Below are 15,561 nucleotides of genomic sequence, written 5' to 3'. Positions count from 1 at the left end.
GCGCCGGATGGTGCCATACGGACTAAATGTAATCAAAAAACCGATTACATTGCGCCGGACGGTGCCATACGGACTAAATGTAATCGAAAAACCGATTACATTGCGCCGGACGGTGCCATACGGACTAAATGTAATCGAAAAACCGACCACATTGCGCCGGAGGGTGCCATACGGACTAAGTGTAATCGAAAAACCGATTACATTGTGCAGAGGGGAGGCGCGTGGTCCGAAACATGTGCTGGCGCGAGGGGGAGCCGGGTGTATGCGGAAAACCGCTAATTTCCCCAGCCCCGCTTATCATTTTGTTATCAATCCTATCAAATTGTTATTTGTAAACGATTTCCAATCGGCTATAATTCTTTGTGTAAGCGCTTTATAAAGATGATTCTTAGGAGGGTACAGATGCTCAAGCCTAAACGAATAATGAGCCTCACGCTGGCGCTGGTCGTCCTCGCAGCCTCGGTGCTGCCTATGCGCACACCGGCTCATGCGGCGGCCGAGGGAGGTCCGGCCGTTGTTCTCGCTTCGGACTATGAAGACGGCACCGCGCAGGGCTGGACCAAGAAAGGCGACGAACAGCTTACGGTAACGAAGGAAGTCTATCATGGAGGCTCCTACAGTCTGTATGTGGATGGACGGACCAAGGATTGGGAAGGGCCCAATCAGTTGCTATCGGACCAGATGACTCCGAATACAGCCTACACCGTGGGAGCATGGGTGAAATCTCCGGCGCCGGTCAAATTCACGGTACATACCAAAATCGGCGAAGCCGAGGATTGGAAGGCTGTAGCGGAATTGAACGGCGGGCAATGGTCTGAGGAATGGACTTATCTGGAAGGTACTTATATTACAGGCGATAAGGTAGGCTTCACGGAGATTTATGCGGAAGCCGCAGCAGGAACTGCATTCTACTTGGATGATATCAAGATTACCGCCGCTGCGGTTGAAGTCCCGGACGGGGAGGAAGGGCTGCGCACGGATTTTGAAGACGGAACGCTTCAGGGCTGGAAGAACCGGATTGGTCCGGAGTCGTTGTCGGTGAGTCAGGATACGGCTAATACGGGAACTCACAGTATGCTGGTCGAGGGAAGAGAGCGCAGTTTCTACGGGCCAAGCCTGAGTGTGAAGGAGCATCTGCGGCCGGGCAAGAGCTACCAGTTCTCGCTGTATGTCCGCCTGAAGGAGAAGCCGGAGGCCGACAAAAGCCTGCAAATGACAGTGTATAAGAAGGCCGGCTCCGAGAGCTGGAATGCGATCGATAAGGTTAGCATTAAGGCTGATGAGTGGGATCAATGGCATCTGCTGAAGGGGAATTTCCAGTACAGCGACCAGCCGTCCGAGCTGAACCTGTTCGTGGAGACGCCTTATATTACAGAGGATACCGTCGATACCTTATCCTTCTATGTGGATGATGTAACCGCCCAGCCTGCTACAGAGCTGAGCATTGAACAGGATATTCCGTCGTTAAAAGACATCTACGCTGGTGACTTCGCCATCGGAGCCGCAGCGTATTCCTGGCAAATGGAAGGGGTCTACGGAGAGCTGCTGAAAAAGCATTTCAACAGCATCACAGCCACCTATGAAATGAAGCCCAAGTTCCTTGCGCCTTCCGAAGGCACCTATGTCTTCGACGGTGCGGATAAATATGTGGAGTTTGCCCAGGCAAACGGGATGGGACTTCGCGGACACGCACTGCTCTGGCACGTCGATGCTGCGGAGTGGATGTTCACGGGTCCTGACGGCCAGCCGGCCAGCAGAGAGCTGCTGCTTACGCGTCTACAGAGTTATATTGAGACCGTTATGCACCGTTATAATGGCAAAATCTATGCCTGGGATGTAGTGAACGAAGCGATTGCCGACAATGGCGGCGGTCCGGACGGCATGAGAATCACGCCTTGGTATACCCTGATCGGGCCGGATTACATTGAGAAGGCGTTTGAATTCGCGCGTGCGGCGGACCCGGAAGCGAAGCTCTATTACAATGATTATTACACAGAGGTACCGGAAAAGCGTGAGCATATCTATAAGCTGCTGAAGACGCTCAAGGCGAAGAATCTGATAGACGGCGTGGGCCTCCAGTCTCATCACGGACTGTTCTCCCCATCCATTTCGGAGATTGAAAAGACGATTCAGCAATTCTCGCAGCTTGGGCTGGACATTCAGATCACCGAGCTGGATGTCGATTCGGGCATTAGCCCGTCCTCCCCGCTGCCTCCAGATATCGCTGCGCGGCAGGGCAAACGCTATAATGATCTGTTTGAGCTATACAAGAAATACAAGGACACAATCTCCTCAGTCTCCATCTGGGGCGTGCAGGATGAGAAAAGCTACAATAACCATGCCATGTTGTTCGATGAGCAGCTGAAGGCAAAGCCTGCTTACTGGGGGGCAGTTGACCCATCCAAGTTGCCGGCCATTCACAATGTAGCCGTGGCTCTTGAGGGTACACCTCAGGCAGGCGAAGCCGGGCAAGCCCTGTGGAGCAAAACAGCAGGGATTCCGCTGGAACAGGGCAGTACAGTAACTGCCAAGGTTCATACGCTGTGGGATACGAACAATCTGTATGTGAAGGCAGACGTTACCGATGCTAGTCGGAACGCGGAAGACAAGGTTGAGCTTTTCCTGGATGAGAACAATGGGAAGACTACGGCTTATCAGCCGGATGACCGCAAGATCAGCTTACCGCGTTCGGGCTCCGGGACCGAAGGAGTCAGCTTCACCAGCACAGAACGTGAGGGCGGTTATATCATTGAAGCGAGAATTCCGCTTATAACCGTTAAAGGTTCCGCAGGCGCGGAGTTGGGTCTTGATATCCGTGTCAGTGACGCGAGTGTTCCGGGTTCTGTTCCTGCCTACTGGAATGACAGAAGCAGCTCCCAGGATACGGATACCAGCCGTTACGGAGTCCTCCAGCTCTCTGCAATGCCTAATTCAGCGGAGTCAGTGAAGGGTCAGGTGCAGATTGACGGGCAGATGGATGCGGTATGGGAGCAGGCGAAGCCTTTTGAAGTTAAATTGGCTTCCTCTCCTTACAGCACCACCGCAGAAGCCAGATCAATGTGGTCGGAGGACAGCCTCTACCTGATCGTTGATGTGAAGGACGCCTTACTGAAGGCGGATGCCGTGAATCCATGGGACCAGGACTCCGTGGAAATCTTCATCGATGAGAATTTCAACAGAACCCCTTATTACGAGGGGGATGATGGTCAATACCGGATTAATATTAATAATGTGGCGTCCTTTGGCGGAGGCGCCTCGGATAGCAGATTGACCAGCGCGGTAGTCCATACGGACACCGGGTACCGCGTAGAAGCCAAGATTAATTTCGGAATGATCAAGGCAAAGGCGGGAAGCTCCATCGGGCTTGATCTGCAGATCAATGATGATCGGGGCGACGGCACCCGCAGTACGAGTAAGTGGAATGACAGGGGAGAGGATACCTGGCGGGATACCTCGAATTTCGGGATCTTGACCTTTGTGGCACCAGCAGAGGGACCGCAAGCGGGAACTGAAGGTACATCCCCGTCCCCATCGTCTGGCTCTGCTCCATCGTCCCAGGCACCTGCTCCGGCAGCGGTCTTCGCAGACGGTAAGCTGACTGTTCAGGCTTCCCCGGATAAGGCAGGAATTCTGCATGTGAATCTCATGCCTGAGGCCGTCCGCCAGGCGGTGCTTCAGTCGCTGGACAGCGGCATTCTGAAGATCGCCGTTAAACCTGCGGCAGGAGCCGAAATGCTACAGCTCGGGCTTCCGCTTCAGAGTCTGGCCGCACAGCCGAAGATTAAGGAGATTCAGATTGAGAGCGGCTTCGGGGCGGTTCTGAGCCTGAACACCCAGCTGCTGAAATTGCAGGATACACAGGCAGGAGATGTTCTACAGCTTCAAGTGAAGCGTGTGGCCCAGGACGGATGGCCGGCAGCGGTGAAGGCCCGCTTGAATGGAGCGGCTGTACTGGACTTCTCGCTCACTATCCATGGAGCCAAGATTACAGCAGTTGACGCAACGGCGCTTACCCTGCTGCTGCCTTATGAACTTAAGTCAGGCGAGCGGGCGCACCAGCTTGTGGTATATCAGGTGCTGGAGAATGGGCGGCTTGTGGTTGTGAAGGATCGTCAGTATGATCCGGCTACAGGCTATGTCTCCTTCAAGACCAAGGAGCTTGGACAATATGTGGTTGCCACGGTGAAGCTGCCAGATCACAAGAGCAGCAAATGGGCAGCCGAGAGTGTTGAAGCTCTGGCTGCAAAAGGAATACTTCCTCTGGGAGCAGAGGCTTCCTATGAGACGGGGGTATTGATGAGCCGGGCGGAATTTGCCCAGCTGCTGGTCGATGCTTTTGACCTTCAGGCTGCAACAGCCGCTCCAGGCTTCAAGGATGTCAGTACGGATTCCCCATATGCCGAGGCTATTAACATTACAGGAGCCTTAGGTATTGTAAAAGGTAGAGCAGATGGGCTCTACAGTCCTAACGCTACACTCAGCCGTCAGGAAATGGCGGTCATGCTGAACCGGCTCGTCCAGCTAGAGCAAATCATACTGAAGGACGATTCCGCTGCTGTTCACAGCTTCAAGGATCTGAACCAGTTGAGCGCGGAAGCTTCAGGCGCAATAGAGAAGCTGCGGGCTGCCGGAGTCATCCAAGGCGCACAGAACGGCAACTTCCTGCCGAAGGCCCAGATGACCAAGGAGCAGGCTGCCTTGGTAGTATACCGGATAATCAGTCTCAATTAGTAGAGTAGTGTCCGCAAGTCTATAGCATTGATTCGAGCAGCGGTTCTCCCAGGTAAGGGGGCCGCTGCTTTTTGTGATGGGAGTAATTTAACATGGTTATCATTTTGTTATCAATGCTTTGTATTTATCATGTATCTGTCATGTCCGGCTAGGTATGATTAATTTATAAACAAAGTAAACGGATACACGTTGACCAGCAAAGGGGAGCAGAAGCATGAAAAACATGGTTACGCCAGCCAGCGTAAAAGGCGAGAAACTGGATGTCAATGCGGGGAGTCCCCGAAAAAAATCGAAATGGACCAAGAACCTTAGTCTCGATCTGATGGTTCTGCCGGCTTTGATCCTAACCGTGATCTTCGCCTATATTCCAATGACGGGCCTTGCGATTGCCTTCAAGAATTACAAGCCGGGCTTAGGCTTTAGCGCCTCCAAGTGGGTGGGGCTGGAGCATTTTGAATATCTGTTCAGTATTCCCGAGAACGTTCAGATCATCTGGAACACACTGATTATTGCCGGTCTGAAAATGATCGCCAACCTGATCGTTCCTTTCTTATTCGCACTGCTGCTGAATGAGATCCGCAAGATGGCATTCAAAAAAATGGTACAAACCATTGTCTATATGCCCCACTTCCTTTCATGGGTGATCCTAGGCGGTATTCTCTCCGACCTGCTGGCCAGAGACGGCGGCTTGATCAACCAGGTGCTGGTCAGTGTATTCGGCATCCAGCCGATTTTCTTCCTGGGTGACGGGAACTGGTTCCGGTTTGTCGTTGTAGTGAGTGATGTCTGGAAAGAGTTCGGCTTCAACACCATCGTCTTCCTGGCCTCCCTGGCGGGAATTAACCCGGCACTCTATGAAGCGGCTGAGGTAGACGGAGCAGGACGCTGGCAGCAGACCTGGTCGATTACGATGCCGGCCATGCTGCCGATTACCATCGTGGTAGGAACACTGGCGCTGGGTAACGTGCTTAACGGAGGCTTTGACCAGATCTTTAACCTGTATAACGCGCTTGTCTTCGATAAAGGGGACATCATCGATACATTTGTCTACAGACTAGGAATTGTTGACGGTAAGTTCAGCTTCTCCACAGCGGTCGGATTGTTCAAATCCGTTGTCAGCTTTGTCTTGATCGTAACAGCTTACCGCCTTTCGTATAAATTTGCTAACTACCGTATTTTCTAGAATGGAGGCTAATAGGGCATGTATCATAAAACAAAACCTTACCGCATTTTCACCGTGTTCAACTATATCCTGATGATCGCAGTTTCAATTATGTGTGTTGTCCCTCTGATTCACGTTCTTGCTGTATCATTCAGCGGGAAATCGGCAGCCAATGCCAATCTGGTGGGTCTGTGGCCGGTAGATTTCACAGTGGACGCCTACACCAAGACTGTAGCCAATGAGAATTTCACCCGGTCCATCTGGGTGACGCTGCAGCGCACGGTGCTGGGAACGCTGTTCAGCATGGGGGTAGTCATTCTGGCTGCCTATGCGCTGTCCAAAGAGAACGCCCGGTTCAGACGCCGGAACATGTATATCTGGCTGCTGGTCTTCACCATGCTGTTCAGCGGCGGTCTGGTACCGATGTACATTCTGATTCAGAAGCTGCACCTGATGAACTCCTTATGGGTGCTGATTCTGCCGGGAGCCGTCTCGGTATGGAATATCATTCTGCTGCTTAACTTCTTCCGGGCCGTGCCCAAAGAAATGGAAGAAGCCGCCTTCATCGACGGCGCAGGTCATTTCAGAACACTGTTCAGCGTGTATCTCCCGGTATCTATGCCGGCTATTGCTACACTGTCGCTGTTCACGATTGTCGGTCACTGGAACTCCTGGTTCGACGGCCTGCTGTATATGACGGATCACCGCAACTATCCGCTGGCGACCTTCCTGCAGTCAGTCATTGTCCAGCAGGACTTCAGTAAGGTGACTGTACGGCCGGAGGATCTGGAGAATATCTCGCAAAGAACGGTCAAAGCCGCTCAGATCTTTATCGGGATGGCACCGATCCTCATCGTGTACCCATTCCTGCAGCGTTTCTTCGTGAAGGGAATTGTCCTCGGGGCGGTTAAGGAATAGCCGTCCTTCCTATTAAAGGGGGTGATGCACGCGCTGAAAGCTGAAAAAGATTGACTCATATAATTAATATGATTAAATTTTAATTAAAGGGGTGCAAGATTAAATGATAAAGAAAATGAAATTCTCTGCGGCGGCAGTGTTATCCACAGTCATGCTGGGCAGCTTGCTGGCCGGATGCGGCGGAAATGCTGACAACAAGAAGGCGGAAGGGGACAACAAGCCGGCGGCAAGCGAAGACGCTATGTATTCGGCTCCCTTTGAGAATGGCAAATATACAGAACCGGTAACCATCTCAACCGTATTTCCCATCGCAAGCAGCCTGAAATTCAAGAATGGCGAAAATATTGAAAATAACGTGCACACCAAATGGGCCAAGGATACGCTGGGCATTGATATCAAGTATCTCTGGACCGTAAGTGACCAGAACAACGCCTATGAAACCAAGCTGCGCCTGATGCTGACCTCAGGTGAAAAAATGCCGGACATCATCTCTTTCCGTGGAAGCCCTTCCCTGATCTCTGATCTGATTGACAGCGGCCAGTTCACCGATGCAGGCGAATTGTTCGACAAATATGCTTCCGATATCTACAAAAAAGCGATGGCCGAAGAGCCAACCGTATGGAATCCCTACATGAGAGACGGCAAGCGGATGGGGATCCCGATTCTGGAAAACGCTTATAATAATGACCCGGTTATGTATATCCGTGAGGATTGGCTGAAGAAGCTGAACCTTAAGGCTCCGACGAATCTGGCTGAGCTGGAAACCGTGCTCGATGCGTTCACGAACCAGGACCCTGACGGCAACGGCAAGAAGGATACAACGGGACTGGCTGTGGGCTTCAAAAACAACCTGAACACATGGATGTCGGAAGCCGGATGGGTCTTCGGGATGTTCGGCGCCATGCCTAACCAGTGGAACAAGACGGCGGACAACCAGCTCGCTTACGGCTCTGTCCAGCCGGAGATGAAGGAAGGCCTGGCAACGATGCAGAAATGGATGAAAGAAGGCTATATCTCCTCCGAATCCGGTCTGTATGATGAGAACAAAGCAACAGAAGCTTTTACAGCAGGCAAAGCCGGTATCATTGTCGGCCCTTACTGGATGACAGGCTGGCCGCTGCCGGATCTGCAGAAGAACGTTCCAGGTGCAGTGCATAAGGCTTATCCGCTTCCGGCAGGCCCGGATGGCAAGGTAGGCAGACACGGCACGAAGATCGCCTCAGGTGCTGTATTGATCAACAAGGATATGGAGCATAAAGACGCATTCTTCGTCTACCAGAACTATCTGTTTGATAACTGGGCTAACCCGGACAGTACAACCTTCGTGAACGGCTTCGCCAAAGGCTACGATTATGATATCGCTGAAGACGGAACCGTCCTGAAAGAGCAGGATACGGATAAGATTCCAGGCGGCTGGGTGGATGCGATCCGTTATACCCTGACTTACGATGGAGCCATTATTCCTAACCTGATGATGAATACACTGGCCAAGCTGGCCGGCGGCGCTGAGCCTGCTAACCAGTATGAGAAGAATCTGTCCGAGCGTATTCCTGAGCAGATCTTAGCAGCCAAAATCATCGTCGATCAGAAGGACAGTGTAATGCCTGAGATGTTCACAGGTACGCCTACTGAAACTCAGCTCTCCCGTGGAGATATGCTGGAGAAGCTGGAGAAGGAAATTCTGAACAAAATTATTTATGACAAAGCGCCGGTAGACGAATTCGATACCTTTGTAGAGAAATGGAAAACTACAGGCGGTGATAAAGTGACCACAGAGGTCAATGAATGGTATCAATCTCTATCGAAGTAAAGATACGGAGAATCAGGGCGGCCCCCAGGCCGTCCTTTCATTTGGAGGAGGGCAATGTGAAATATCGTCTGTCTATCTTTCAGTGGCTGTCGTTTGTTCTGATGCTGATGCTGCTGATTATCGTAGGTGCGTTTTGGCTCATCTACCGGCTGAACGTGAAGGACATTCAGAATGAGCTGAGAAAAAATAAAATGTACGAGGTTGAATTCATGACCTCCCAGCTATCCACGCAATTTGAACAGGTGCTGACAAATACCATTACTTTGTCACAGGACCAGTCTGTGCGTGGATATCCTTATATTCTGAAGTTCGGGGATCAATATTCCAAATATGAGATGAAGCTGACCATCATCGATAAGCTCGCCCTGAACACCGCCTCTACCTCCTGGAAGAATACGGTTATTCTGTACTATGAGGATGAGAAAGAGACGGTATCCTCTGATTCCTCCTTCTCCTTCAGCACCTTCAGCCCCCCGGAGCAGGCGCGGAACCGCTGGGTGCTGCACATGGATAAGGAAGGCAAGGGATATTACTCCAATATCATGCGCAGTCATATCAGCTCGCTGTTAATTGAAGTCAGGATTTCGCTGGATAATCTGGTGAAAATGATGGATCAGTATGTCTCCGGTATGCCGCTGCTGTACGATGCCTCTGAGCGGGCCTTTATTCAGCCGGGGGCAGCATTTCCGCAGGAGCTGTTACAGTCGATCAGTCCTGGGATTAACGGGAACAGGGGAACCATCTCCGCTACAGAGAATCGTGCAGAGTATCTGATTAACTATATGAAGTCGGACATGCTGGATTTGTATTTCATAGACGCCTATCCCAAGCGCCAGTATATCGAACCGATTAACCGCAATAACCGGCTGTTCCTCTATGCGGTACTGGTGGTGCTGGTGGGTATTATGTTCTACACGCTGCTTCTTCGCCGTCAGGTGCAGAAGCCGGTGATTATGCTGCGCAAGGCGATCGACCGGTTCGACCGGGGCGACTTTTCCAGCCGTGCCGTCGATCTGCAGGTCAATGAGTTCAAGGTGCTGGGCAATTCCTTTAACCGGATGGCGGAGAATACCCAGACACTGATCGAGCAGGTTCTGCTGGGCGAGCTTGAAGTGAAGGAAGCGAAGCTGAAGCAGTATCAGGCGCAGATTAATCCGCATTTTCTCTATAACTGCCTGAATTTCATTCAGAGCAAAGCAAGCATCGAAGATTATCATGCGGTCACCGCGATGACGCTGCATCTGGCTTCCTACTGCCGGTACATTCATAAGATTGAACAGCTGGATTCTACGCTCCAGGATGAACTGGATTTCGTCGAGCATTATCTGCACATGGTCCACCTGCGCAAAAGAGAGATCACCTTCGAATTCGGTGTCACAGCGGAGGCGGGCAGATACCGGTTGCCAAGGATGATTCTGCAGCCGCTCGTGGAGAACTGCATTAAGCATGGCATTGAACCGGGCCTGAGGCCCGGCATCATCTCGGTTGCCGCCGAGGAAGATGATTCGTATCTTCTGATTACCGTGAAGGATAACGGAATCGGCATGACGGAAGAACGGCTCGGCGCGGTCCGCCGCCATATCGAGGATAATATTATCAGCAATGAACAGCTCGGAACGGGGCTAAGGAATGTGAATCAGCGGCTGCGATTGTATTTTGGCAAGGACTCCGGGTTATCCGTAGACTCCGTGCTGTCCGAAGGCACCTGTTACCGGATTCGGATTGAAAAGGAGGGAGAAGCTCATTCTGCAAATTCTGCTGGTAGATGATGAACAATATGTCGTAGATGATCTGGAGCTTGCTTTTCCATGGCAGGACTTCGGGATTGAAAAAGTATATAAAGCCTACTCCGGCGCCCAGGCGTTGCAGATGATCGGGCAATACCCGGTTGATATAGTCATTACGGATATCGCCATGCCCGGTATGAGCGGGCTGGAGCTGGTGAAGCAGGTGCGGAAGACCCACCGGAGAATCAAGTGTATTCTGCTAACCGGCTACGCCGAGTTCGAATATGCCAGGGAAGCCCTTCAGTATGGGGTGGCAGAGTATCTTGTTAAGCCGCTGGATCACCAGAAGCTGCGTGCTGCTCTGGAGAGCACGATTAAGACGATTAAGAAGGAAATCGACCGGACGGCATCTTATGAGCAGGCGATGCTGGCCTTCCGGGAGCATCTCCCGGCGCTGAAGGATAAGCTGCTGGCCGAACTGATTCAGGGCAAATCCTATCCGCAGGAACGGCTGAAGGACAAGCTTAGCGGATATCAGATTGATTTTCAGCTGAACGACCGGGTCTTCCTGATTCTGATCCGTCTGGAGGAGCATTTCACGAACTTCGGGCCGGACAGCCAATTGCTCTTTGAATACGCGGTGACGAACATTGCCTGCGAGCTGCTGGGCCCGGGCTTCGAGCTGTGGCATGGCCGGGATGCTTACGAGAACCTGGTGTTTATTGTGAAGAGCAGTGAAGCGGGGGCGGTTGACCCGGACAAGATTCTCAAGCAGCTAACCCATAATACCCATCAGCTGCACAGCAGTGTGAATGAATATCTGAATGGCGGAATCTCGGTTATTCTGTCCTACCCGGGGGAATTCCCGCTGGATATCCGCGCCATGTATGAGGATTCCCAGTCGGCGTTAAGACAGCAAGTGGGCAATGACCAGGGCTATTTCATCTCCTTGACGGACAAGCAGAAGAGCTCGCCGGTCCAGCCGCTCAAGGACTTATATGCTTCCCCGACACTGATGCATCTGCTGGAGACCGGCCAGTGGCAGGGGTATAAGGAACGGCTGCAGCAGTTGAGAGAATTCAGCAACAACCTGCCGTCGTATAACGAAGAATATATTGAGGAGATCCGTACTATGATTCTCGGCTCCTTTCACTATATTGCCCATAAGAATCATAGCCTGCTCTCCGATCTGGTCGGGCGGGAGCTGCTGGATAAGACCCTCTTCCGTTCCGTGTCCCAACTGGTCAGCTGGGGTGAGGCGCTGGTGGATACCCTGCAGGGCAAGCTCGAACGGGATACACAGAATAACCGGATGGGCATCGTCAAGGAGATGCAGAGCTGTATCGCGTCTAATCTGGCAGAGGCCAGCCAGCAATTCGTTGCGGACGCGGTCTCGCTTCATCCGGCATATGTCTCCAGACTGTTCAAGCAGGTCAGCGGGATCAGCATCAGCGAGTATATCCTGAATAGGAAGATGGAGCAGGCCGTAGCCAGCCTCCGCAACTCCGACCTGAAGATCTATGAGATCTCTGAGCAGCTAGGCTACGCAAATAGCCAATATTTCATCAAAGTGTTCAAGGAGCAATTCGGCATGACTCCGCAGGATTACCGGGGGAAGTTGTAGGGGGATGCGTGGTCTTGTCCCGTAATATTACAGGCTTCGGCTCATTTGGGCTGGGGCCTTTTTTTAGCTAAAATTTAAATATGATAACCGATTGACATAAATATGTTAACCGGTTATCATAAAATTGCATCCGAAATGTATGCGCATTCAAAAAAATCATAAGTATGGGGGGATTTCAGTTGAAATTGAGAAAAGCTGCAAGCTTCGCTATCGCTCTGACGGTGGTCACCGGATTACTCGCAGGCTGTTCCAAGGGGAATTCAACGAACAGTGCTGTCAAGGAAGACAAGGGGAATGGGGGAACACAAACAGAGCAAGCCTCCAAGGACGTTAAGCTAACTTTCTTCAATACTTCTGCAGAAGTCAATACTGTATTCGAGGAGCTGTTCAAGAAGTATCATGAGCAGAATCCGCAGGTGACGATTGAACTGATTCCTACGCCGATCGGCGGCGCGCAGCTTGAGAAGTTCCAATCCCTGCTGGCCTCCGGCAATCCGGCGACAATCGTGAATCTGGATGCAGGCACCATACTTCAATATAAGGATGATTTTCTGGATTTAGAGCCGGAGAAGGCGAAGTATGAAGCGCTGACCAATCCGGGAGCTATCGACGGCGCGTTGCTGGACGGACAATTCCTGGGTATTCCCTGGACTGCCCAAGGCTACGGTCTGCTGTACAACAAGCGTGCAGTAGAAGAGGGTATCGGCGGTGCCTTTGATCCAGCATCGGTGAAGACCCGTGATGATCTGGAAGCGGTCTTCAAGAAGATTGAAGCGGCTGGCAAAGCACCCGTCATGCTTCACGGGGCAGACTGGTCGCTCGGCGCCCACTATCTGGGATTGACCTATTCCCTGCAGTCGCAGAAGGTGGAGGACAACCGGAAGTTCGTGGAGGAGCTGAAGAACGGGCAGGTTCAGCTGACGGAGAATCCGCAGTTCACCGGACTGATGGATACCTTCGATCTGCTGAAAAAATACAACGCACGTAAGAGCGACCCGCTCGTTGCCGATTATAACCGTGACAGCGCGGATTTCGCCAAGGGAGCTGCCGCCTTCTACTTCATGGGAGACTGGAGCTGGGCGGTTATCGGAACACTGGAAGGCCGCGATGCCGACTTCGGTATTCTGCCGCTGCCTGTGAGCAATAACCCGGAGGATTTCGGCAACGCGCAAGTCGCCTACAGCGAGCCTAAGCTGTTCGCCATTGATGATTCGAAGTCTACGCCGGAGCAGCAGGAAGCCGCCAAAGCGTTCATCGAATGGATGGTCAGCAGTGAGGACGGACAAAAGGCCATTATTACCGATATGGGGCTGTCCATGCCGTACAAGGATCTTAAGGCGAAGAGCACGAACGTTATGTCTAACGCCGTCAGCGAATACGTGAAGCAAGGGAAGATTATCAACATCGGTGTCATCAATTACCTGCCGCAGGATTACTGGGCCAAGACCGGAGCTGCGATGCAGAAGTATCTGGTAGGCAATATCGACCGCCAGGGGCTGGCGCAGGAGGTTCAGGATTACTGGAAATCATATGCAGGGAAATAGAGAATCTCTATTTATTGAACTTGAAGACTTAAGTTAAGGGAAAAGTGACGGAGGGGAATTTTGGAACTGAAGGAGCGATAGCGATCGCCTTTGTCTGCGGATTTCAACCGTTAAAAACGGTATAAAATCAAGAAATCTGCAGACAACAGCGGCCGGAAGTCCAAAACTTCTCTGGAGTCGCGGCTAATCCCAAAACATAAAAAATTCTCCAGTTCAGCCTGTTAAGAGGAAAGGGGGCAGCACTATGAACAAAAAGCTATCACTGAAGAATGCGGGGACGTTTCTGGTCTTCGGAGGTCCCTCTATCTTCGCTTTTGCCGCCGTTGTGATCATACCGTTCATCGTCGGCTTATATTTGACCTTCACGAACTGGGATGTCCGGACAGGCGACAGCAGCCTGATCGGCTTCACGAATTATCTGGAGGTGTTCAGGGATAAGGTGTTCCTTCAGCAGCTGTGGTTCACCCTGAAGTATGTCTTCTTCACTGTGGTGATTGCCAATGTGTTCGCCTTCTTCATCGCGCTCGCCTTGACGAGAGGCGGGAGGGGCGAACAATGGCTGCGCACCGGCTTCTTCACGCCCAATCTGGTCGGCGGGATTGTACTCGGATACCTGTGGCAGACGCTTTTCTCACAGGTGCTGCCTTACCTTGGCGCTAAATACGGCTGGGAGCTGTTTCAGACCTCATGGCTGACGAATACGGGGACGGCATTCTGGGCGCTGATCATTGCGACCGCCTGGCAGCTGGTCGGGTATCTGATGATCATTTATATCGCGGGCTTCACAGGCGTTCCGAATGATGTGCTGGAGGCGGCGAGCATCGACGGGGCGGGGCGGACTTCAGTGATCCGTAGAATCATCCTGCCGCTGACGGTTCCTGCGATCGTCATCTGTATTTTCATCTCCTTGTCCCGATCCTTCTTAACGTATGACATCAACCTGGCGTTAACCAAGGGCGGACCGTTCAATTCAACGGAGCTGGCCACCTACCATATCGTGCAAAAAGCCTTCCTGTCCAATCAATACGGTGTCGGCCAGGCAGAGGCAGTCGTTCTGTTCGCTGTCGTCGCGATTATCGCCTTGACGCAATCCTATCTGCTGAAGAAGCTGGAGGTGGAATCTTAATGAATGCTAACCGGCGTATCCTCCCGGGCCTGCGGACAGGATTCCTGTACCTGCTGCTGTTGGCCTTTTTAACACCGTTCCTGCTGATTATTATGAACTCCTTCAAGACCACCCAGGAATTCTTCGAGAGCCCGCTGTCACTGCCGACAACGATTAATTTCAAGAACTATGCCAGCGCCTTCGACAATATGGACTTTATGCAGGGGTTCATGAACTCGCTGATCATTACGGGGATTTCCGTCACGATCATTATTATTTTCTCGGCGATGACCGGGTACTTATTCGTCCGTTACAAATGGAAGGTGAATTCCATCCTCTTCTTCCTCATGCTGGCCTCCATGGCTCTGCCCTTCCAGGTGCTGATGATTCCAATGGTCATGCTGTACGGGAATATGGGGCTGTTGAATACCAAGCTGACGCTTTTGTTCATGTATCTCGGCTTCGGAGTGCCGTTCGGCGTCTTCACGTTCCACGGCTTTATCAAAGGCATTCCTTATGAGCTGGAAGAATCGGCGTTTATCGAAGGGAGCAGTACGCTGCGGACGTTTTTCAGTATTGTGCTGCCCTTGCTGAAGCCGGTGTTCGTCACCTTGCTGGTACTCGATGTGCTCTGGATCTGGAATGACTATCTCCTGCCCAGCCTGGTGCTGCTGTCGCCGGATCAGAAGACACTGCCGCTGTCCACGTATACCTTCTTCTCCTCCTATTCCGTGGACTATGCGCCGCTGATGGCCGGGCTGATTATGACGATCATTCCCGTGCTGATCATCTACCTGTTCCTGCAAAAACAGATCATCAAAGGGATCACAGAAGGGGCGCTGAAGTAAGGGGGAGCGGGGAAGTCCCAATGTACACCGCAGTGACGATTACGCTTCAATAGCTGAAATCCATGCGAAATTCATCTATAATTGGAACTAAA

At 51.9% G+C, this 15,561-nt stretch carries 9 protein-coding genes; all 9 read left to right on the top strand.

From position 1 onward, the window contains the following. Nucleotides 1–402: 402 nt before the first annotated feature. The 9 genes from C173_RS32780 to C173_RS08710 all read left to right on the top strand — a co-directional run bounded on the left by C173_RS32780 (nt 403) and on the right by C173_RS08710 (nt 15,469). Nucleotides 403–4,731, top strand: coding sequence for an endo-1,4-beta-xylanase (locus C173_RS32780; protein ID WP_162174680.1), 4,329 nt, complete (start codon nt 403–405; stop codon nt 4,729–4,731). Between the two features lie 223 nt (nt 4,732–4,954). After that, nucleotides 4,955–5,914, top strand: coding sequence for an ABC transporter permease (locus C173_RS08745; RefSeq protein ID WP_051477928.1), 960 nt, complete (start codon nt 4,955–4,957; stop codon nt 5,912–5,914). Nucleotides 5,915–5,932: 18 nt separating this feature from the next. Then, complete coding sequence (locus C173_RS08740; RefSeq protein WP_036724075.1) at nt 5,933–6,811, top strand: carbohydrate ABC transporter permease; 879 nt, start codon at nt 5,933–5,935, stop codon at nt 6,809–6,811. Nucleotides 6,812–6,914: 103 nt separating this feature from the next. Then, nucleotides 6,915–8,621 (top strand): extracellular solute-binding protein, encoded by a 1,707-nt coding sequence (locus tag C173_RS08735; RefSeq protein WP_036724073.1) that lies wholly within the window; start codon nt 6,915–6,917, stop codon nt 8,619–8,621. 56 nt (nt 8,622–8,677) lie between these two features. Continuing rightward, nucleotides 8,678–10,390: a sensor histidine kinase gene (locus C173_RS08730; RefSeq protein WP_036724072.1), complete on the top strand. Its 1,713-nt coding sequence runs from the start codon at nt 8,678–8,680 to the stop codon at nt 10,388–10,390. Further along, nucleotides 10,344–11,972, top strand: coding sequence for a response regulator (locus C173_RS08725; protein WP_051477925.1), 1,629 nt, complete (start codon nt 10,344–10,346; stop codon nt 11,970–11,972). The genes C173_RS08730 and C173_RS08725 overlap by 47 nt, the downstream gene beginning before the upstream one ends. 179 nt (nt 11,973–12,151) lie before the next feature. Then, nucleotides 12,152–13,516 carry an ABC transporter substrate-binding protein gene (locus C173_RS08720; protein ID WP_235191827.1) on the top strand — a complete coding sequence of 455 codons (1,365 nt, stop codon included), beginning with the start codon at nt 12,152–12,154 and terminating at the stop codon, nt 13,514–13,516. Nucleotides 13,517–13,760: 244 nt separating this feature from the next. After that, nucleotides 13,761–14,642 carry a carbohydrate ABC transporter permease gene (locus C173_RS08715; protein ID WP_036699404.1) on the top strand — a complete coding sequence of 294 codons (882 nt, stop codon included), beginning with the start codon at nt 13,761–13,763 and terminating at the stop codon, nt 14,640–14,642. Then, on the top strand, nt 14,642–15,469 hold the full coding sequence (locus C173_RS08710) for a carbohydrate ABC transporter permease (protein ID WP_036724069.1): 828 nt from the start codon (nt 14,642–14,644) through the stop codon (nt 15,467–15,469). The genes C173_RS08715 and C173_RS08710 overlap by 1 nt, the downstream gene beginning before the upstream one ends. The last annotated feature ends 92 nt before the right edge of the window (nt 15,470–15,561 follow it).

This window comes from Paenibacillus sp. FSL R7-277, assembly GCF_000517965.1.
Lineage (GTDB): Bacteria > Bacillota > Bacilli > Paenibacillales > Paenibacillaceae > Paenibacillus_AQ > Paenibacillus_AQ silagei.
Note: the sequence above shows the minus strand (reverse complement) of the source record. Positions and strands in the feature narration are given on the sequence as shown.

What these genes read in the sequence shown, in the direction of transcription:
- C173_RS08735 (WP_036724073.1), top strand. Translation starts at nt 6,915, where the DNA reads ATGATAAAGAAAATGAAATTCTCTGCGGCGGCAGTGTTATCCACAGTC.
- C173_RS08745 (WP_051477928.1), top strand. Translation starts at nt 4,955, where the DNA reads ATGGTTACGCCAGCCAGCGTAAAAGGCGAGAAACTGGATGTCAATGCG.
- C173_RS08740 (WP_036724075.1), top strand. Translation starts at nt 5,933, where the DNA reads ATGTATCATAAAACAAAACCTTACCGCATTTTCACCGTGTTCAACTAT.
- C173_RS08715 (WP_036699404.1), top strand. Translation starts at nt 13,761, where the DNA reads ATGAACAAAAAGCTATCACTGAAGAATGCGGGGACGTTTCTGGTCTTC.
- C173_RS08710 (WP_036724069.1), top strand. Translation starts at nt 14,642, where the DNA reads ATGAATGCTAACCGGCGTATCCTCCCGGGCCTGCGGACAGGATTCCTG.
- C173_RS32780 (WP_162174680.1), top strand. Translation starts at nt 403, where the DNA reads ATGCTCAAGCCTAAACGAATAATGAGCCTCACGCTGGCGCTGGTCGTC.